This is a genomic window from Paenibacillus agricola, assembly GCF_011440305.1.
GTDB lineage: Bacteria > Bacillota > Bacilli > Paenibacillales > NBRC-103111 > Paenibacillus_S > Paenibacillus_S agricola.
Map to the genome: position 1 here is coordinate 212,161 of NZ_JAAOIW010000012.1, position 19,974 is coordinate 232,134.

Here is a 19,974-nt window from a genome sequence, read left to right on the forward strand (position 1 = left end):
AATGGGTCCTTGAGCTGACAGTTGAACGATGCAAAGATAAATGCCTGCAAGCAATAAGGCATTTATCCCCATCCGAGGCTTGTCCGGAAACTCCCCGTTATAGGAGGTAAGGCTTAATGCCGGACACTTTTGTGTAATAAGTGTTCTGATCTTTAGGCGAAATAGGGTGGCACCACGGTTATTCGTCCCTTACAATGGGGCTTTTTTGCGTTTCTAGGCAGCTATCAAACCACGAAGAAATAAGGGGGCAATACTAATGAAAAGAGTATTATCTGGCATTCAGCCAAGCGGCAAGCTAACATTGGGCAATTACATCGGGGCGATTAAAAATTTTGTCGCCTTGCAGCACACCCACGATTGTTATTTTATGGCAGTAGATATGCACGCCATAACGGTGCCACAGGAACCGGAGGCATTGAAGGAGCAAAGCGAATCGGTCATAGCGCTCTATATCGCCGCGGGGATCGATCCTGCGAAGGCTACGATCTTCCTGCAGTCCCATGTGCACCAGCACGCTGAGCTGGGATGGTTGCTGACCACATTAACCTATATGGGTGAGCTGGAGCGGATGACGCAGTTTAAAGACAAATCTACAGGCAAGGAATCCGTAGGTGCAGGGCTGTTCACTTACCCTTCGTTAATGGCTGCTGATATTTTGCTGTACAATGCAGATTTAGTGCCAGTCGGCGACGACCAAAAGCAGCATTTGGAGCTGACCCGTGACCTGGCCCAACGCTTCAACCAGCGCTATGGCGACACCTTCACATTGCCTGAGCCGTATATGCCGAAGGTGGGCGCACGAATCATGTCCTTGGACGATGCCTCGAAGAAAATGAGCAAAAGCAGCCCTAATCAAGGCAGCTTTATCACTTTGCTGGATCCGCCTGATGTTGTTCGCAAAAAAATAAGCCGAGCCGTAACCGACTCCGGGCGCGAGGTCAAATATGACCCGCAGCATAAGCCAGAGGTCAGCAATCTGTTAAGCATTTATGCGCAATGCTCTGATTTAACGATAGCTGAAATTGAGCTTATGTATGACGGGCAGGGCTACGGGCCGTTCAAGAAGGAATTGGCTGAACGCGTAGTAGCGGTGCTGGAGCCCTTGCAGCAGCGGTATCACGAGATTCGCGAGTCCGGAGAGATTTATAATATTCTTCGCCAAGGCGCTGGGCGTGCCATAGAGCAAGCAGAGAAAACACTGCGGGTGACCAAAGAGAAGATGGGTTTTCTAGTACTATGAATGAAAAAAAACGCAATGCTGACTAATTTCTAGCCGCCATTGCGTTTTCTTATTTTAGCTTTCACGATAAAGCCAAATCCGATAAAAAAAAGCGAAACAATCGAGAATAACAGGACCAGCCAAATGTTTCCGATACTCATTGCATAGCTGATGGAAGCAAGAAGTGCAGTGCCAATGACTGCGAATAGTAGAGCCAAGCTTTTATTCATAAGGGTTGTTCAGCCTCTTTCAAGCATATTTTGAAATTTAATTTTTTTAATCGAAGCCATGTATACTTTTCTTTTAATATCACATAATAAGCTTGCAAGACAAGCAACAAATACATCAAAGTTATTCATTCAGATTTGAAAGGAGAATTGATTATCATGGCACAAGGACAATCCCGTAACAGTAATGTACTAGTGGTACCGCAAGCATCATCTGCAATAGAGCAATTGAAGTATGAGGTAGCCCAAGAGCTGGGCATCCAAATCCCGCAAGACGGCTATTATGGTTATATGGCAACACGCGACACTGGAGCCATTGGCGGTCATATTACCCGCCGTTTGGTGCAAATCGCTGAACAATCGCTTGCAGGTGGACAAACGCGTTAAACCGTAGCTGATCGCTAAATTCCCTAATCCTATAAGCCTAAGGTATAGAAGCGCAACTAGCTTTTATCCTTGGGCTTTTTTACATGCAAGTTTTTATTGTAAACCCCATAACGAAAGGGCTGCCGCAACAGCCCATAAGATGTGTACCAATATGATGCTGTAGCTCAGACGGCGATCATGTATTGACGCGAAGCTTCTTTTCAAGGCGGGTATCACTGACCCAGCCCACATAAGAATCAATCGGATTCAATTCATTGTCCAGCAGAAGAACGGCAACGAAAGGATATTGTTTGCGATGCCTATAGCGGACATCCGCCCAACGCACCTCATAGCCCCAATCATGGCTGCGTAAATCCGAGCAGGCAAACGAGGTGAAGTATAGGAAGGAAGCAATATCATTGTGCTGCTTGGATATCTCAATAGCTGGATGTACCGCACAGGCTACCTCATCGACCCATTTGATGCGACTGTTTTTATATTCGCCTAAAACAAACTGGCCATCCTTTTTGCGTTTTACAATTTGCCAAAAGTTAAGGTTAAAGGTCGGAATTAAAGTATAGCTGTCACCCTGCTCATAAATGGGGTCCTTTTGGTAAAGCCCTGTTTCCAATTGGTGATGATGCCATGACCTCCATATATAATACACGGCCAAGCAGCCATATAAAATAGGGAATATCACTTCGGGCTGAACCAATTGGACAGACCATAAGAAAATAGCTACGATATGGGATAGAAAGATGAACGGGTCAAAAATATGGATAATATTCCAAGCAATCCATTTCTCCGTGAAGGGTCGAAAAGCTTGGGTACCATATGTATTGAATAAATCGGTGAATACGTGAAAAGCAACCGCGATAAAAACCCACATGCCCACATGGGCAATAGGAAGGCTATCGAACAGCAGGGTAAGGATGAAGGTGATCAGTACCGTCCATATAAGCACCGCAGGAATAGAATGGGAGCGACCGCGATGGTTTTTAATATAAGAGGCATTGCTTTTGAACCGTAAAAGCGTGTCTAGGTCAGGAGCTTGTGAACCAACTACGGTTCCGATTAAGACCGCGGTGGCAATCATAGGGTTGGTAGCTACAATGGGATCGATATGAGCCAGCCCCGCCAAACCGAATCCAATCACTAGATGTGTTCCACTATCCATGCGGTTACCTCCTATGAGTGATCCTGTACGGATCACTTACTTCGTAAGTGTTGCCTATGCGTGCATTACTTATAGTTTATCATTTTCTGCCTTAAAATAAAGCAACAGAGGTGAAAAAATGTCTAAAGTTTTTGTTGAATATCAAATATTACCCCAACATCGACCAGTTTATTCAGGTTGGATCCAAAACGTTAAAGATAAAAACCCGGAGATGGAGCTTCTTGAAGGCGTTGACCAGCCAGGTTTGTTCATTGAGGTTTGGAATGGGATGACTCGAGAGGCTTTTGAACGGATGAAAACAAGCAGGAAATCCGATATAGAACGGCCTTTGGTCGAGCCTGGGCCAGTAGCAGGCTATATAGACGTAGATTGGCGTAGGCTGGACTCATGGATTGAAGGAGGAGCAGCAAAAATCCATATATGGCATTTTAATAAAGTAAGATAGTCCATAATTTGAGATAAGTAAATCCATGGTATCTTTTTACCAATCGCGGTAATCTTACTATAGCCTTTCTATTGGTACGGATATAGATACGCTTACATGGCGGGGGAACGCGGAGGGATACAGATGGAACGAACGAGTATTTTCTGGAATCACATTAAGAATTACCGCTGGTCGTATGTTATCGGATTTGCATTATTGTCCATTTCAAGCTTGCTTCAATTGCTAATTCCTGTACTATTGGGGCAATTTACAGACCGGCTTCAGATTTCTAGCCTGACCTATGGCGAAACGATCCAGTTCGCTATATGGATGACAGCAGTTGGACTCGGGATTGCGATATTTCGCTCGACAAGCCGGATTTATTTGTTCCGTTTGGCGCGGGTGCTGGAGACGCGCGTGCGCGGTGATTTGTTCAAGCATTGGGAGAAGCTATCCGCCCAATATTTCAATAATCAACGGATTGGCGATTTGATGTCACATGCGATTAGTGATGTGCAGGTCATCCGTGAGGTATCGATGCAAGGATATTTTAATATTTTAGAGGCGATCCTGTTAATTACGGTGTCGGTGATAGCGATGGTAACATCGGTTAACCCTTGGTTGACGTTAGTAACGATGCTGCCCTTGCCCTTGCTCAGTATATTGGCCTACCGTTTTAATGATCGTATTCAAAAGCAATCGGCTAACATGCAGAGTGCCATTTCCGATTTAACGAGCCGTGTGCAGGAATTTACTGCCGGGATTAGGGTCGTCAAGGCTTTTGTGCAAGAAAAAGAAGAGAGCAAGCTATTCACGAAGGATAACGAGCATGCTGTTGATATGAACCGCAAATTCGTCCGTACCAACTCCTTATTCAGCTCCTTAAGCACGGGTATCGTTGGTTTCAGCTTTCTGGTTTCTGTCGTGATGGGCGGTGTTATGGTGCTTAACCATGTGATTACGTTGGGCCAATTCGTAGCCTTTAACACCTATCTTTCTCTATTGATGGGACCCATTGAGAACCTGGGCAAGGTTGTTAACCTGATGCAGCGTGGTAAAGCTTCGGAGAAGCGTATTATGGAAATATTCAATACCCAACCCCAGGTCATTGATGATTTGGTTGCTGACCAAACGATTGAGCGTATAGGTGGGGAGATAGAGGTCCGCAATCTGACCTTTGCTTACCCAGAAGAAGAAGATCGCCCTATGCTGAAAAACGTTTCACTTAAGGTACCCAAAGGCACTAGCCTAGCGATAGTTGGGCGTGTGGGCAGCGGCAAAAGCACGCTTGTGCATCTACTGGTCAGGCTGCATAATCCACCTGAGGGCACTGTCTTTATAGACGGACGGGATATCCATGAAATCCCGCTGAATATTCTACGCGGGCAAATTGGAATTGTGCCGCAGGACCAATTCCTGTTCTCCTCCACAATTCGCGATAATATCGGTTTTGATCCGCATCCTTACACGGACGAGCAGGTGGTGGAAGCCTCGAAGGTGGCGCAGGTGTATGAGAATATTGTAGAGTTTCCCGATCAATTTGATACCACTTTGGGCGAACGCGGCATTTCGCTATCCGGCGGACAGCGCCAGCGCGTAAGTATTGCCCGGGCTATTATTAAAAAACCATCAATCCTGATATTTGATGACAGCTTATCGGCTGTTGACACCATTACGGAGGATTTAATTTTAGAAGGCTTAAAGTCGGTTATGAACAAACGGACCACGATCATTATCGGCCATCGGATTTCTTCGGTTCAAGGTGCCGATCAAATTATAGTTATGGAAGCAGGCCAAATTGTGGAACGAGGAACCCATGAGAAGCTGCTGCAACGAAATGGAATTTATGCGGATTTGTATCATAAGCAGCAGCTAGACCAGGAAGCGGAGCGCCAGGATGGCCAAGACGATGACAGCATCCAGGCCACCCTGTCCCAAGAAGGAGCGGGCGTATGAACATCCATATAGAGAAAGATATTAAGTATATCAAGGATAGCCAGCTCTTGTCGCGGTTGTTGTCCTATGCCAAGCCTTATTGGAAAATGGTTGTGTTCTGTATTTTCTTGGCTTTTTTAATCGTAGTTTCTGACTTGGCCAGACCTTACTTGATGAAAGTAGCGATTGATGGGCATATCAATGGATTGAATAAACCGATGCTTGCCATCGAAAGTGTACAAAGCCCCAAGCTCGATGCCTATGATCCGCTTATGAGCTGGAATGGGCGGGACTATGCAAGAATTGAGCCTGAAGCCGTTCAAGCCGGAGGCTTCCCCGCTGAAGCAGAGAAGGTGCAAATTGTGCGCGCAGATAATCAGGACTTCCTTATTAAAGGCTGGTTAACGACCCAAGATAGCGAGGTCAAGCTGCTAAGCATGGATGGAGCCGGGAATGCCCGGATCTCCGCGGACAACCAAATTTTCGAGGCGGTTATGCTTGACGAGACAACGATGGGATTATTTCGCAAGCAGGATTATATCGGCTTTGCCAAGATCGGTGCTTTGTTCCTGCTGACGGTAACGGCAGCCTCTTTGCTCAGCTACTTACAAAGCAATCTGCTGCAGTACACGGGGCAACGCATTATTTTCAACATACGAGAAATGTTATTCAAGCATTTGAGCAAAATGTCGATGTCCTACTTTGACCGCAACCCTGTTGGCCGGCTTGTCGTCAGGGTAACTCAGGACACGGAGTCCTTAAACCAATTATATTCACAGGTTGTAGTTAATCTGATTAAAGATGTGATTATGCTTCTCGGTATTATTCTCATTATGATGCAAATGAGTATGAAGCTCGCGTTGCTTTCATTTTTAGTGCTGCCCGTGTTGGCAGTGATGACCTTCTGGTTCCGCCGCGCGATGCGTAAAGCACAACGGGATACCCGGGTTATTTTATCCCGGCTCAATTCGTTTCTTGCCGAGAACCTCTCAGGTATTCGTATTACCCAGCTATTTATCCGTGAGGAACGGCAGGAGCAGCATTTTGACAAGCATAACACTGATTATTACAAGGCGGGTATGCGCTCTACTACGATAAACTCGGTATTTCAACCGGCGATTGGTTTTCTCGGTAATCTGTCGATTGCCCTGCTCTTGTGGTACGGGGGAGCCAGTGTAATGGATGGCAGTATTACTTTCGGTGTGGTTTATGCGTTTACGCATTATGTACGGCAGTTTTTCCAGCCGCTCTTAAGCCTCGCTGAGAAATATAACCAAATCCAGACGGCTATGGTTGGTGCGGAGCGAATTTTCGAAATGCTGGACGAAAAGCCATCTATTGTAGATGCTAAGAAGACCCAAAGCTTGCCGGACAAAGTACGCGGCGAAATTACATTTGACCATGTGTGGTTTGCCTATAATAAGGAAGAATGGGTGCTTAAGGATGTAAGCTTCACGATCCAGCCCGGGCAAACGATTGCTTTTGTTGGGGCAACTGGAGCTGGCAAAAGCTCGATCATCCAGCTCATCAACCGGTTCTACGATATCCAGAAGGGCAGCATCCGCCTTGATGGCATTGATATTCGGGATATTCCGATGGATGAGTTGCGTCGCTGCATCAGTATTGTGCAGCAGGATGTGTTCCTGTTTACAGGCGATATTTCCTCGAATATCCGTTTGAACAATACTGATATTACAGAAGATGAGGTTGTCGAAGCCGCGAAAATGGTACATATGGATGAATTTATCCGCGGCATGCCCGACGGCTATAAAACGGCGCTCGGCGAGCGGGGGATTAATTTATCGCTGGGCCAGCGGCAGCTTCTATCCTTTGCCAGAGCGATCGCTTTCCGGCCGCAAATTCTTATACTGGATGAAGCCACCTCCAATATCGATACAGAAACCGAAATCATTGTCCAGCATGCGCTTCATAATATTTCCGCAGGGCGCACGACGATGATCGTAGCCCATCGCTTGTCCACGATTCAGCATGCGGACCAAATTATCGTGATGCACAAGGGGAAGGTTCGTGAGATCGGCAACCATTTCCAATTGCTAACACAACGTGGTTATTACCACCGGCTGTATGAGCTCCAGTTTAAGGAGCAGAAGCCAATGCCGACGGCTAGGTAGTCGTTAGATCCCGTTCATTAACTCCCTCGATATATTAGTAAGCTTAAGCAGAGATAGTGCTTAAGCTTTTTCTGTTTTTCGCAGATTGAAAATGATTCTATTGTCTTTTTTTTTGCTTACACCTTGATATGAGACCTTAATATTGTGCAAATTTTGATTATCATCCTGTATGGGTTTACGCTGTAAGTCCCCGTATACTTGCAATAAGAACACATTTACATTTTATTTGGGAGGTACGATCATGGCACGTGGCATTCCAGTATTGTTGAACGATGAGCAAATGAGAACGTTTATTACTGAAGGATTTCTAATTCTTAATACTGATTTTCCAGAAGCTTTCCATCACAAATTGGCCGAGCAGTTGAATCAGGTGTACGAGCAGGAAGGCAATCCAGGCAATAATCTGCTGCCGCGTATTCGTGATTTGCAAAAAGTATTCGATCATCCGATCGTGACGGGAGCACTAACCAGTGTTCTTGGACCTGATTATTTGATGCACACCCACAGACATGGACATTTTAATGCTTCTCCTAAGGCGGGTGGCTGGCATAAGGACAGCTACTGGGGCCACAAAAAAATGCGCAACCATCATCCATGGTGGGCGATGGTCATGTATTTCCCGCAGGATACGCCGATAGAGCTGGGGCCGACCGGGGTCATGCCGGGTACACAAAATTACGAGAGCCGCACGTTTACGGAGGAAGATCCCCAGGGCGAAGCGACTGCAAGCGGCAAGGCTGGCACGTTTGCCTTGATCCATTACGATATTTGGCACCGCTCCACACCGAATACGCTAGGCAAGCCTAGATATATGCTGAAATTTGAATTTATGCGGACGCAAGCGCCAGTAGCTCCGAGCTGGGATTGCAAAGAAGACGAGTGGAGTGCTCCTACAGCTTTCAGTACAGATATAGCTAAACAAGAAGTAGTTTGGAAAGAGACTTGGAACTGGCTGTCCGGCAAGTTAGGCAGCTTGGCGGATACAGAAGCAGAAACGGAGACGTTGAACATACAAGAGAAGGTGGACCAGCTTGAAGGTGCATACGAACCGGATGCCATCAATGCGTCCTACAAGCTGGCAGGTATGGGAGAAGCGGGGATAAAGGCGCTGCTGCAGGCTTTGCTCCATGATAACGTCAAGGTTTCACGTACCGCGGCATATGGTTTATCTGCTGCCGGGTCCGGTGCTGTGGCGGGATTGGAGGCAGCGCTTTCTGAAGATCGTGTGGAAACTGTCGTACATGCCGTATTTGCGCTGGGAGAATTGCGGCAGCTTGCGGCTTCGGTGATACCGAAGCTTGTGGCATTGCTCGACGCTTCGACGAATGCCGTTATTCGGCAAACGGTTGCGGAGGCGTTGGCCATGATCGGGACTCCGTCAGAGCAAGTAGTCGATGCGCTTATCCGCTGCCTGAAGGATGGGGATGTGCAAGTTCGTTTCATTGCCGGATTGTCGCTGTGCAGGATGGGAGCGATCGCAGAGGCGGCAGTTCCTGCTCTGGAGGAAGCGCTTGATGACGATAATCGCTACGTACGCGGCCATGCCGCCGAGGCGCTGCATTATATTGGTACAGATTCCGCCAAAAACGTGCTGATCGAGTTTCTGCTGAACTCGCGCTGGTGCCCGACAACCACTCCGCAAAGCACGTTTTAACGCAATTGGATGTAATAGTGAAGGAGCTTGCTTTCGGGGAGCTCCTCTTTTGCTATTAAAGTAACGAGGGGGTTAGCTGCCTAAGGTGCAGTAGGCAGCGTAGTTGGTGTACCTCCTGTTTGAATACCTTAGCCCAGACAGGCTTGGGTTTCTCAGCTTTGGAATAAAGCAGCCCACAGCAATAACAGCCCGGAGCCAAGCAATAGAGCATCTAATAAATATTGAAATGTACCCACATTTAACCGGAGTACAATAGCCTTACCGGCGAATGTACCGAGCATGAGAGAAGCGCCAACGATCAGTCCTTGTGAAATAATTTCCAAGGGAAGAGCCCCTAGCTCTCTGAAGGTCACAACTTTACTGATATAAAGGACAAGCGAACTTGCTGCTTCGGTTGAGAGGAAAGCACCCTTCAGCAGTCCATAGGAGGTGAACGCTGGCACACTGAGGGGGCCAGTCGACAGAACCATGCCGGTCATGAAGCCGATGATGGCCCCAGCAATGGATAATTGCCATAAGCTGATTTGAAAATTCCGTGATTTAAGCCAATGCCTGGTGGGAATCATCAGAAGAAAAAATAGACCAAGCCCGATGTTGATCATATCCACAGGTAATATCCATAATGTTCGTGCACCAAAAGCAGCGGCGGGCACACCTGTAATCGAATAAGCAGCAAAGGCCTTCCAATCGATTTCCCTCCACCAAGCCATTACTCTTGCTAGATTTCCCATAATCGCAGCCATTGCCATGATGGGGACGGCCTCTTTGGGCCCAAATGCAAACACAAGAACAGGTAATAAAATGATCGATGAGCCTGTTCCAATAACTCCGCTGACTGCACCCGCTGCTAGTCCTGCAAGAAGCACAAATATATAAGTTCCCAGACAAAATCCTCCTAGCTTTAAAAAAGGAACCGATTTGTGAACTATCTTACAGAGGAATGAATATAAATATTCACTAATAATCCATAAACTGTGTGAACAAGATGATTAAATCAAGCTTGTTCGCTATTATTTTCTCATTAATCACGTTCACACGCAAAAGAAAAGAATAAGCATATTGAGATACTACTTCATATCCTTTATAATTCAGTACAATGATAATATGTCATTATTCATGGCATTTTGAAAGGATTTGAATCATATATGACAGAAAAACTGAAAGTGGGTATTGTCGGAGGAACGGGCATGGTTGGCCAGCGGTTTGTTGAGTTGCTGGATCAGCATCCTTGGTTTCAGGTAACGGCTATTGCAGCCAGTGCCAGCTCGGCAGGTAAAACTTATGAAGAATCGGTACAAGGCAGATGGAAGCTTTCTAGCGCAATTCCTGAAGGCGTGAAAAATATCGTCGTTCAGGATGCATCTAAAGTAGAGGAAGTTGCCCAGGATGTCGACTTTATTTTTTGTGCTGTTGATATGAAAAAGAATGAAATTCAAGATTTGGAAGAGGCATATGCCAAAACGGGCACGCCCGTTATTTCCAATAATTCGGCTCACCGTTGGACGCCAGACATCCCGATGGTCATTCCGGAAATTAATCCAGGGCATATTGATGTGATTGCTGCACAGAGAAAACGGCTGGGAACCTCGACCGGATTTATTGCCGTTAAGCCCAACTGCTCCATTCAAAGCTATGTGCCGGCACTTCATGCACTGTTGGATTATAAACCAACCCAAGTGGTGGCATCGACGTATCAAGCGATTTCCGGAGCCGGTAAAAATTTTACCGATTGGCCGGATATGCTGGACAATGTTATCCCTTATATTGGTGGCGAGGAAGAAAAAAGCGAGCAGGAGCCCCTGCGGATTTGGGGCAGCATTGTCAATAATGAAATTGTAAAAGCCAATGCACCTATAATTACAACGCAGTGCATTCGGGTTCCAGTTACGGATGGACATTTGGCTACGGTATTTGTATCCTTCGAGAATAAGCCCTCCAAAGCAGAAATTCTCGATCGCTGGCTGCACTTCAAAGGACGGCCGCAGGAGCTTGGACTGCCTAGCGCACCGAAGCAGTTTATTACGTATTTTGAAGAAGAGAACAGGCCGCAGACAAAGCTAGATCGTGATATTGAGCGTGGTATGGGCGTTTCGACAGGCAGATTGCGCGAGGATTCCATTTACGATTATAAATTTGTAGGACTGTCGCATAATACCTTACGCGGAGCAGCAGGTGGCGCTGTTCTGATCGCCGAACTGCTTAAAGCAGAAGGTTACATTCAGGCAAAGTAAGCACGTACGTAAATTAAATTGAGCAGGTGTCCAAACAGCAAGCATTCCGATAATACTTCGGGGCTTGCTGTTTTTTTGTATAGGATATGATATCTGAAACGTCCTGTGGATCAATTGTTGATAAGTAAATTGATAAGGGGAGGGGGAATGCACAACTTCCATAAGTGTGTCGAAATGGGTAAATATGGGACTCGATTTGGATATGTCGTTTTTTTATAAGTGGGTATAAACTAACAACAAATCTGAAATCAATGTTAACTATATGGAAATGTAAACGCTTCAATAAATTTTGTCCTGAAAAGGAGTGGTTTAGTAATATGCAATCAACAACAGTAAAGGTGGTTGCGAAGAAGATATCGACTGCTAGGCGAGACCATATAATACGGCTCAGACAAATGAGGCATGATTATCAATTGTACTTAATTATTATTTTACCTGTTGCTTGGCTGATTCTGTTCCATTATGTTCCGATGTTTGGCCTTCAGCTGGCATTCAAAAATTTCAGAATTATGGATGGTATATGGGGAAGTCCATGGGCGGGGATGGAATATTTCGAAAAGTTTTTTTATTCCTACCAGTTCACGAAGGTAGTTGGCAACACGTTAATTATTAGCTTTTATGAGCTTATAGCTGGGTTCCCACTCCCAATTGTGATTGCTTTGGCGTTGAACGCAACACTTAGAAGCAAATTCAAGCAGACCGTTCAATTCGTCACTTACATGCCTTTCTTTATATCCACTGTGGTGATGGTTGGTATGATTCTGCAGTTCCTCAATCCTCGAGTAGGTATCGTGAATACAGGCATGGGTTTATTCGGTATTGATGCGCTCAATTTCATGGGTGACCCCAATTGGTTTAAGTCGATATATGTATGGTCTGGCATCTGGCAAACGACAGGGTGGGGAACAATCATTTATTTGGCGGCATTATCCGCCATAAGCCCCGAGATTCATGAGGCTGCAACGATTGATGGAGCGAGCAGGCTGCAGCGGATCAGGCATGTGGATATTCCTGGAATCCTTCCAACGATTGTGACACTTCTCATCTTGCATGCCGGCTCGATTATGGGCATTGGCTTTGAAAAAATATATTTAATGCAGAACCCATTGAACATTTCTTCCTCCGAAGTTATTTCAACCTACGTTTACTCAGTCAGTCTTGCTTCAAGTGCTCCCAATTACTCCTATGCAACCGCTATCGGTTTATTTAATTCCATTGTTAATATGACAATCATTTTGGCAGTTAACCAGATTGCCAAAAAGGTAGGACAAACAAGCTTATGGTAAAGGAGGGGGAAGAGCATGAAATCCAACCGAGTTGGACTAACGAATGCCGACAAAATTTTTTATTTAATCAATGATTTGATATTGCTGTGTGCGCTGCTAATTGTCTTGTATCCGATTATATATATTTTCAGTGCTTCCTTCAGTGACAGGCTGGCTGTCGTTTCGGGAAAAGTGTTTTTGTGGCCAGTTAATTTTTCCCTAGAAGGATATACCGCAATATTGAAGGATCCAAGAATTCTTCCCTCTTATGCCAATACTATATTTTATACAGTTGTGGGAACATTCATTAATGTGGTGCTCACGATTATGGTCGCCTATCCCTTATCTCGTAAAACGATGGTAGGCCGCAATTTCATTATGTATCTATTCGCGTTTACGATGATTTTTCACGGCGGCTTGATTCCCAATTACTTGTTGGTCAAACAGCTGGGGATGATTGATACACCGTGGGCCTTATTAATTCCCGGTGCTATCGCCGTCTGGAATATGATTATTGCCCGTACCTTTTTCCAGTCAACGATCAGCCACGAGCTTTTTGAAGCCGCATCTATGGATGGCTGCTCGCACCTAAGGTTTTTGTGGAGTATTGTACTGCCTTTGTCCAAAGCCATCATAGCTGTTCTGGTTCTCTTTTATGGCGTTTCCCATTGGAATGCTTACTTTAACGCCTTTATTTATTTGAAAAGCAAGGAGCTTTTCCCGCTGCAAATCATTCTTCGAGATATTCTAATTCAGAATGAGGTCGATCCAGCGTCAATCACTGATCCCGAATCTATGACCAAAAAGCAGGGGCTGGCCGATCTGTTGAAATATTCGATCATTATTGTTGCCAGTCTACCGATATGGATCGTCTACCCGTTTGTGCAGAAATATTTTGTCAAAGGGGTCATGATTGGATCAATTAAAGGTTGAACAGGGTTAGGTTGTTCATCAGTCGATATTAGCGTGAAACACGCTAAGGGCTGATTTGATTGTAAACATGACAGGAAAGGTACGAAAATCGAAGGGAGCATATCTATGAGAACAAGTAGGGTGAGTAACCGCATTGTAGTTACCTTATTATGCGCGTTTGTGGTGTTGAGCGGGTGTTCTTCAGAAAAACCGGCAGAAACGGCAAAGAAAGAAGAAACGGCAAAGAAAGAAGAATCGGCAAACACGGGTCTATCGACCGCAGGCGCATTGCCCATTTCCAAGGAAAAGGTCACGATTACGATTACGGTACCTTCAAGCCCGACCGTTCTTTCATGGGAGTATGGAAAAAACGAGCTAACCACCTGGCTGGAGGATCAGACGAATGTTCATATTAAATGGAATTTCTATCCGGCGGCTGATGCAAAAACCAAGCTCAATCTGGAGCTCTCATCAGGTGGAGATCTTGGGGATCTGATTATGGGCAACTTTGCTTTGGATAACTCTTCGCTCGCTACTTACGGTTCGCAAGGGATTATTCGAAAAATCGAAGATTTAGTGGATAAGCATGGCGTGAATCTAAAAAAAATGTACACGGAGATTCCGAATATTAAGCAGGCTACCACTGCCCCTGACGGGCATATTTATGGGATCCCGCAAGTAGGGATTTGCTATAATTGTGACCGCGCCATGCGATTTTGGGTCAATAAGTCGTTCCTGAAAAGCTTGAATATGTCTGTGCCTACAACAACAGATGAGCTCTATCAATATTTAAAGGCTGCCAAGGAAAAAGATCCAAATGGTAACGGCAAGAAGGATGAAATCGGCATCGCCGGTTCGAAATCGAGCTGGTTTGCCAAAGCCGACCAGTTTATTATGAATGCGTTTACTTATCAGGACAGCAATGGTTTGTATGTAAAGGATGATAAGGTAATCGCCGCGTATACGACTCCAGCATGGAGAGATGGGATACGTTACCTCAATAAACTCTCTAAGGAAGGATTAATTGACCAGACCTCTTTCACCAATGATGAGGCACAATTAAAGCAAATCGTCGAGCTGAATAACGGGAATAGCGTTGCTGCGGTTCCGAGTGGTGGACCTCACGCTTTTGCGGCTAATGATGCTACGAGAATGAATTATGAAATTGTCCCTCCTTTAAAAGGTCCAGGCGGCTTTCAAACCTCGTATTTCAATGAGTTTGGTATTGTTGGCTCCTACCAGTTCGCCATTCCGGCGAATGGCAAAAATGCGGACGTTGTTATGAAATTGGTCGACTTCATGTACGGCCAGGAAGCTTATTTACGCAGCCGTTACGGTGTGCAGGGCGTGAATTGGGAAGTGCCGAAGGGCACGCTTGCAGCTAATGGCGAACCGGCCAAATTCAAGCTGGTAGGTAAGGATTTATGGCAGGAGCCACAAAATACACATTGGCAGGGGGCTAACACGACATGGCCGTCGTTCGGCTCTGATTCCAGAGAGGTGCTTCCAGAAGGGAAATTTGACTTGGAAAAGGTGCTGTTCGATGCCGCCAAGTTGTACGATAAAACTGCAGGCAAGGTATCGATACCGAAGTTCTTTTTTGAGCCCAAGACGGCAACCCGCTTTAATGAATTAAAAACGGAGATTAACAAAAAAATGGAAGCAGATATTGCTGACTTTATTGTAGGAAACCGCGATATCGAGAAGGATTGGGATAAGTTCCAAGCTGAGCTCAAGAATATAGGCAACGATGAATATGTCTCGATTATGCAAAAAGAATATGATGCCAAATGGAAGGGAAGCAAAAAATAAATACGGAGGCAACGGGGAGAAAAACCATCTTCCCTGTTCTTCGTTAAAAGGGGATGAGCCTATTGGTGTTAGTAGCGGATGCAGCGATTAGAGCGACCATAAGTTCTATGAAAATTGGCATGCAAGGCGGATTTTATCCCGTTCCCAAGGACATCTTGGAGGAGCATACAGCAGAATGGCTGCTCCATCTTTCCGCCGAGCTTGGTTGTACGGTGCTGCAAACTCGGTATCTCCCTAAGGAGCCATCCATGCTGGATGCCATAGGAAAGCTGGCGGAATCGTTAGGGATTGAGCTGGAAACGTCCGTACCCGGCGTTTTTCAATTAGCGGGGGCGAACGTCAATGCAGAGATGAAAGCCCAATTCATAGAGACGATTGAAACAGCGAAGCTGCTGCAAATTCCGGTGGTTAGAACCGGATATGGTAGGTTACAGATAGCGAGTAGCCGGTTTAACCGCAGTATGAGCGTTCACGATCATATCAATTCCCTGCTGCCTGCATTGAAGGAGGCCGCAGCGATCGCCAAGGATGCCGATATTTTATTGGCAGTGGAAAATCATTGTGATTTTACAGGACGTGAGATGGCGCAGCTGTTGGATAGCGTGGATTCGGCTCATGTGGGAGCTGCACTCGATACGGCTAATGGATTTACCGTATTTTGTGACCCTAATGATGATATTGAAGCGCTTGCGCCGTATGCGTTTACTACGCATATGAAGGATATGATTGTGGTTGGCTCTACGGTAGGCGGAACGATTCCCTTCACAGCATATGGGTGCCCATTTGGTGATGGGCATGTGAATTTACACAGAGCCGTACAGCTATTGGCCCAACGGAGCCCTCGTGCCAAGGGCTTGCATCTGATTATTGAACCTGGTTGGATGAGATGGAACCCGGAGTTGGATGTGCGTACGCAGCAGGCGGACTTCTATAAGCAAAGCGTGGCTTATTTGAAAGGGATGCAGCATGTATAAAGGAGCGGGTAAACGGATGAAAAGTGTCTTGGTTACGGGTGGAAGCGGTCGGTTGGCGCGTTATGTGATTGATTATTTATTGGAAAGGGATTACCGAGTGACAGGCTTTGACTGTGTGGCACCGAGTGGAGCTGACTATCCCAAGGGAGTACAGTTTGTCAAAGGCGATCTAACAACCTTGGAGGATTGTATGCGGGCGATATCGTTATCGGAGGCGGATGCGATCATCCATTTGGCTGCAATCCCGTATGATACTGATCTTCATCCGGGGCAGCCACGAATCCAAAATCTGCCGGAAGACGAGTGTATGAAGGTGAATACGATGGGAACCTATTACCTGATGGATGCTGCACGGAGGTTCAAGCATGTGAGAACGGTTGCTTTTGCCTCCTCCTATTACGCTTTGGGATTAGGTCGCCGATTAAGTGGCACTCCGTTCCAGGTCGATTATTTGCCGATTGATGAAGAGCATCCGAATCGCCCCGAGGATACCTACGCGTTGTCGAAGGTGTTTGGTGAAGAAATATTACGGGCATACAGCAGAGCCTATGGTATTCGAGCGGTTGCTTTTCGCTTACAGGGGATTGATTGGCCTTTTCGCAAGGATGACTACAAATACGGAATAACGCTTGCGGCGAAGCCTGATCATATCGGCGGACCGGTGATAACCACTTATCAATATGTGGATCCGCGTGATGCGGCACAAGCCTTTACATTAGCGATCGAGGCTGAGAATTTGGATATGTTTGAAGCCTTTCATTTGCTGACAGACAGCCGTCATGTAGAGGATACGAGGGAAGTGGTGGGCAAGGTTTGGCCGGATCTTGTTGGAATGGCGACTCATTTGGAAGGGACGGAAGGACTCATTACAGCTCACAAATTGCGTACGAAGCTTGGTTACAAGCCTCAATACTCGTGGAGAAATCAGCCAAATCATCAATAGGGGGAATAGGACGCTATGAATAAACAGATCCGATTCGGGCATACGGCCATTACATGGGCCAATGAAGATATTGCGATAGCTGTACCTGCGATCGCAGCCTGCGGCTATTGGGGGACGGAAACGTTTGGCTGGGTGCTGGAGGAGTGGGAGGTGGCGAACCGCAATTTGCTGGAAATTTTTCAGCAAAGCCAGTTGCAGCTGACATCCCTCTACTGCCACTTGGATATTATGAATCCGGACATACGCCAGCAGGAAATCGGTAAGGTACTGGAGTGGGTCGAGCTTTATAAGAAGTATAACGGTGCCGTGGTGATCATCGGGGGCAAGATGCTGGAGCGGAAATTGTTCTCTATAGATGAGCATATCCCTAACATGATGGCAACATTAAATGAGCTGGCCGAGCAGATCACCGATAAGGGACTGCTGTGCTGCTTCCATCCGCATACAGGCACACCCGTAGAAACGGAGGAAGAAATTCATCGCATCATGGATGCTGTGGATACGCGTGTCGTTACTTTTGCGCCTGACCTTGGTCAAATTGCCAAAGGAGGCTCTGACCCTCTGGAAATTGTCAAAGCATACCATGATATTATTAAGATTATTCATCTCAAGGATTATCTTGGAGGGCCTATAGAACATGATTCCGAAGGACGGGAGGTGGATACTACCGGATTTCTGGGCTATACCCCTCTGGGCGAAGGCAGTGTGAACGTGAGGGGAATTCTGGACTACCTAGAAGAGATCGGTTATAAGGGGTATGCGCAAGTTGAATTAGATGGAAATCAGTGGAGCCAAACCCGCAAAGGCCGGCCGATGCATGCTTCCTTAGAGGCTGTCCAGATAAGCAAAGCCTATTTGCAGCGGCTGGGTTATGATAATTTCAAAGGATGAATGTTCTTGAAACTAAGAATGGCTAGCAAGCAAGAGGGGGTGATGCAGCTTGGTTAATTCGGCAAGAGCGCAAACCAGTGATTTTACATTAGAGGAATACTTTGCAAAGGACATTCAAACGAATCTTCATCTGTTCAGTATGCATGTTCGTCATGTAAAAGGAACTTGGTTTTTTCCTTCCCACGAGCATTTTCAATACGAAATCAATTACCTGATAGAAGGTTGCCAGGATTTCACGATTAATGGAAAAACGTATGCCCAGCAAGCCGGTGATCTGCTGTTGATTCAACCTGGTGCTATCCATTATAACCGTTCTGGTAATGAAAAAGAGTTCACTTACTTTTGTCTGCATTTTCAGATCGATGACTGTCAATTACTTCCTGTCCTTAATAGTTCAAGTCAAATCTATTACCCTTGTGATTCTCAAATGACGAACAAAGTGTTGCCCCTACTGAACCGGCTTATCGAATTTACCCAAAAGACAGTTTCCCTACAAGCCAGCGACCGCATGTTCATGTTGTCTGAGTTGTTTCAATTGTTTGGGAGCATAGCCGATGAGTTGACTTCGGAGAAAGAAAGAAAAACTGACCCCAAGATGAATGAGCGACTAGCGCTTAATATTGCGGAGAAAATTGAAAATATGGTGAAAAATACACATCTTCACGGTCCAGCTGATGAAGACCGAATCGGCATTGATGATATTGCAGCGGATTTTGGCATCAGTCCTTCTTATTGCAACCGGATCTTTAAGAAGCATTATCAAATATCACCGCGTCAATATCTATCAAACTTAATCCTGCAAAAAGCCAAGCATCTATTAATGCAAAAAGAGCTTTCTATCGACCATGTTGCTGAGATGATCGGATATCGGGAGCTATCTCATTTCAGCAGACAATTTAAAAGGTGGACAGGATCATCTCCGGCTTGCTACAGGAAATCGATTACAGATTAAAACAGGACCAGCTAATTCATATAACTGCAGCATCTGTAGCTCGTGCTAAAGTCGGCTCATACGCAACAACACATCTAACAAAGAAGGAGCTTTCACGGATATCGTGGAGCTCCTTCTTTGTTAGATGAGAGATATAGAAGCTAACGGATCTGGTGCAGGCAAAAATCAAGATCGGCCTGAAGATGCTCCTTCATTAGCTGCTCCGCCGTATCGCCATCGTGGGCACCGATCGCTTCACAGATTTTTTGGTGCTCGTCAATGAGGAAAGGGCGATTATGGTAGACGACCGTTTGCCGGAACAGGTAAATCACAGACTGCATGCGGTCGAACAAATCGATCATAAGCGTATTGTTGCTGGCACGCATAATAATTTCATGAAACTCCTTATTAGCTTCCATGATGGCTTCAAGGCTACCCGAGCGCCCGATCTTCACACAACGCTCCAGTGCCAAATACTCCTGCTCCGACATGTAAGCGGCGGCACTTCGCGCTCCATGGCCTTCCAGCAGCTTTCTCAGCTCGAAGGTATTACGCAAGTCGGTTTCCGAAAGCTTGACGACACGCTTATTTACGATAAGCCCTTCCTGCTCCAGCTTGCGTATGGACTCGCGGATCGGAGTCCGGCTGACGCCAAGCTCAGTGGCAAGCTTTTCCTCGACAAGCTTGGTTCCCTGCTTGATGGTTCCGGTCAGGATCATGTCGCGTAACGCTTCATACGATTGTTGATAAGCCGAGAGCGACTTATTGTTGCTGTCCTGCATCATTATTCACCTCTAGCTTCTACTTTAGCGAAAAGCGCGTGCATAAACAATAAGTACCACATAAAATGATAAAGGATACGCCACTGATTATATTGTATA

18 protein-coding genes and 1 other annotated feature (1 of these 19 only partly in view) are annotated in these 19,974 nt (G+C 46.0%); of the genes, 14 read left to right on the top strand and 4 right to left on the bottom strand.

Annotated elements, in window-relative coordinates; all coding sequences use genetic code 11:
• Positions 1 to 193, top strand: a binding site (T-box leader) (it extends 87 nt beyond the left edge of the window).
• A 63-nt stretch (positions 194 to 256) separates the two neighbouring features.
• Positions 257 to 1,240, top strand: coding sequence for a tryptophan--tRNA ligase (trpS, locus tag G9U52_RS27645; protein ID WP_166153891.1), 984 nt, complete (start codon positions 257 to 259; stop codon positions 1,238 to 1,240).
• A 29-nt stretch (positions 1,241 to 1,269) separates the two neighbouring features.
• Here the strand turns inward: trpS and G9U52_RS27650 are convergent, their stop codons facing one another.
• The gene (locus G9U52_RS27650) at positions 1,270 to 1,449 is read right to left on the bottom strand and encodes a DUF5325 family protein (RefSeq protein WP_166153892.1); all 180 of its coding nucleotides are present in this window, start codon (positions 1,447 to 1,449) and stop codon (positions 1,270 to 1,272) included.
• Positions 1,450 to 1,605: 156 nt separating this feature from the next.
• Between G9U52_RS27650 and G9U52_RS27655 the strand changes: the two genes are divergently transcribed.
• On the top strand, positions 1,606 to 1,833 hold the full coding sequence (locus tag G9U52_RS27655; RefSeq protein WP_166153893.1) for an alpha/beta-type small acid-soluble spore protein: 228 nt from the start codon (positions 1,606 to 1,608) through the stop codon (positions 1,831 to 1,833).
• A 175-nt stretch (positions 1,834 to 2,008) separates the two neighbouring features.
• On the opposite strand, the gene G9U52_RS27660 is transcribed toward G9U52_RS27655, so the two are convergent.
• Entirely contained in the window at positions 2,009 to 2,989 is a 981-nt protein-coding gene (locus G9U52_RS27660) for a metal-dependent hydrolase (RefSeq protein ID WP_166153894.1), read from the bottom strand.
• Positions 2,990 to 3,107: 118 nt separating this feature from the next.
• Here G9U52_RS27660 and G9U52_RS27665 point away from each other — a divergent pair, with 118 nt between their 5' ends.
• The 4 genes from G9U52_RS27665 to G9U52_RS27680 all read left to right on the top strand — a co-directional run bounded on the left by G9U52_RS27665 (position 3,108) and on the right by G9U52_RS27680 (position 9,134).
• A complete protein-coding gene (locus G9U52_RS27665; protein ID WP_166153895.1) occupies positions 3,108 to 3,434 on the top strand; it encodes a hypothetical protein in 327 nt (108 codons plus the stop codon).
• Positions 3,435 to 3,557: 123 nt separating this feature from the next.
• Positions 3,558 to 5,369, top strand: a complete 1,812-nt coding sequence (locus G9U52_RS27670; RefSeq protein ID WP_166153896.1) for an ABC transporter ATP-binding protein — start codon at positions 3,558 to 3,560, stop codon at positions 5,367 to 5,369.
• Entirely contained in the window at positions 5,366 to 7,480 is a 2,115-nt protein-coding gene (locus tag G9U52_RS27675; RefSeq protein ID WP_166153897.1) for an ABC transporter ATP-binding protein, read from the top strand. Before G9U52_RS27670 ends, G9U52_RS27675 begins: the two co-directional genes overlap by 4 nt.
• 241 nt (positions 7,481 to 7,721) lie before the next feature.
• Positions 7,722 to 9,134, top strand: coding sequence for a HEAT repeat domain-containing protein (locus tag G9U52_RS27680; RefSeq protein WP_166153898.1), 1,413 nt, complete (start codon positions 7,722 to 7,724; stop codon positions 9,132 to 9,134).
• Between the two features lie 152 nt (positions 9,135 to 9,286).
• On the opposite strand, the gene G9U52_RS27685 is transcribed toward G9U52_RS27680, so the two are convergent.
• A complete protein-coding gene (locus tag G9U52_RS27685) occupies positions 9,287 to 10,000 on the bottom strand; it encodes a sulfite exporter TauE/SafE family protein (RefSeq protein ID WP_207953241.1) in 714 nt (237 codons plus the stop codon).
• Between the two features lie 279 nt (positions 10,001 to 10,279).
• Here G9U52_RS27685 and asd point away from each other — a divergent pair, with 279 nt between their 5' ends.
• The 8 genes from asd to G9U52_RS27725 all read left to right on the top strand — a co-directional run bounded on the left by asd (position 10,280) and on the right by G9U52_RS27725 (position 19,114).
• Positions 10,280 to 11,365, top strand: a complete 1,086-nt coding sequence (asd, locus tag G9U52_RS27690) for an aspartate-semialdehyde dehydrogenase (RefSeq protein WP_166153899.1) — start codon at positions 10,280 to 10,282, stop codon at positions 11,363 to 11,365.
• A 317-nt stretch (positions 11,366 to 11,682) separates the two neighbouring features.
• Positions 11,683 to 12,651 (top strand): ABC transporter permease, encoded by a 969-nt coding sequence (locus G9U52_RS27695; RefSeq protein WP_166153900.1) that lies wholly within the window; start codon positions 11,683 to 11,685, stop codon positions 12,649 to 12,651.
• A 15-nt stretch (positions 12,652 to 12,666) separates the two neighbouring features.
• On the top strand, positions 12,667 to 13,563 hold the full coding sequence (locus G9U52_RS27700; RefSeq protein WP_166153901.1) for a carbohydrate ABC transporter permease: 897 nt from the start codon (positions 12,667 to 12,669) through the stop codon (positions 13,561 to 13,563).
• A 105-nt stretch (positions 13,564 to 13,668) separates the two neighbouring features.
• Positions 13,669 to 15,354, top strand: coding sequence for an extracellular solute-binding protein (locus G9U52_RS27705; protein WP_166153902.1), 1,686 nt, complete (start codon positions 13,669 to 13,671; stop codon positions 15,352 to 15,354).
• Positions 15,355 to 15,419: 65 nt separating this feature from the next.
• Positions 15,420 to 16,328, top strand: a complete 909-nt coding sequence (locus tag G9U52_RS27710) for a sugar phosphate isomerase/epimerase family protein (protein WP_311764935.1) — start codon at positions 15,420 to 15,422, stop codon at positions 16,326 to 16,328.
• A gap of 16 nt (positions 16,329 to 16,344) precedes the next feature.
• The gene (locus tag G9U52_RS27715; protein ID WP_166153904.1) at positions 16,345 to 17,271 is read left to right on the top strand and encodes an NAD-dependent epimerase/dehydratase family protein; all 927 of its coding nucleotides are present in this window, start codon (positions 16,345 to 16,347) and stop codon (positions 17,269 to 17,271) included.
• 15 nt (positions 17,272 to 17,286) lie between these two features.
• Complete coding sequence (locus G9U52_RS27720; protein ID WP_166153905.1) at positions 17,287 to 18,162, top strand: sugar phosphate isomerase/epimerase family protein; 876 nt, start codon at positions 17,287 to 17,289, stop codon at positions 18,160 to 18,162.
• A gap of 49 nt (positions 18,163 to 18,211) precedes the next feature.
• Positions 18,212 to 19,114: an AraC family transcriptional regulator gene (locus G9U52_RS27725; protein WP_166153906.1), complete on the top strand. Its 903-nt coding sequence runs from the start codon at positions 18,212 to 18,214 to the stop codon at positions 19,112 to 19,114.
• Between the two features lie 140 nt (positions 19,115 to 19,254).
• Here the strand turns inward: G9U52_RS27725 and G9U52_RS27730 are convergent, their stop codons facing one another.
• A complete protein-coding gene (locus G9U52_RS27730) occupies positions 19,255 to 19,875 on the bottom strand; it encodes a GntR family transcriptional regulator (RefSeq protein WP_207953247.1) in 621 nt (206 codons plus the stop codon).
• Positions 19,876 to 19,974 lie beyond the last annotated feature (99 nt).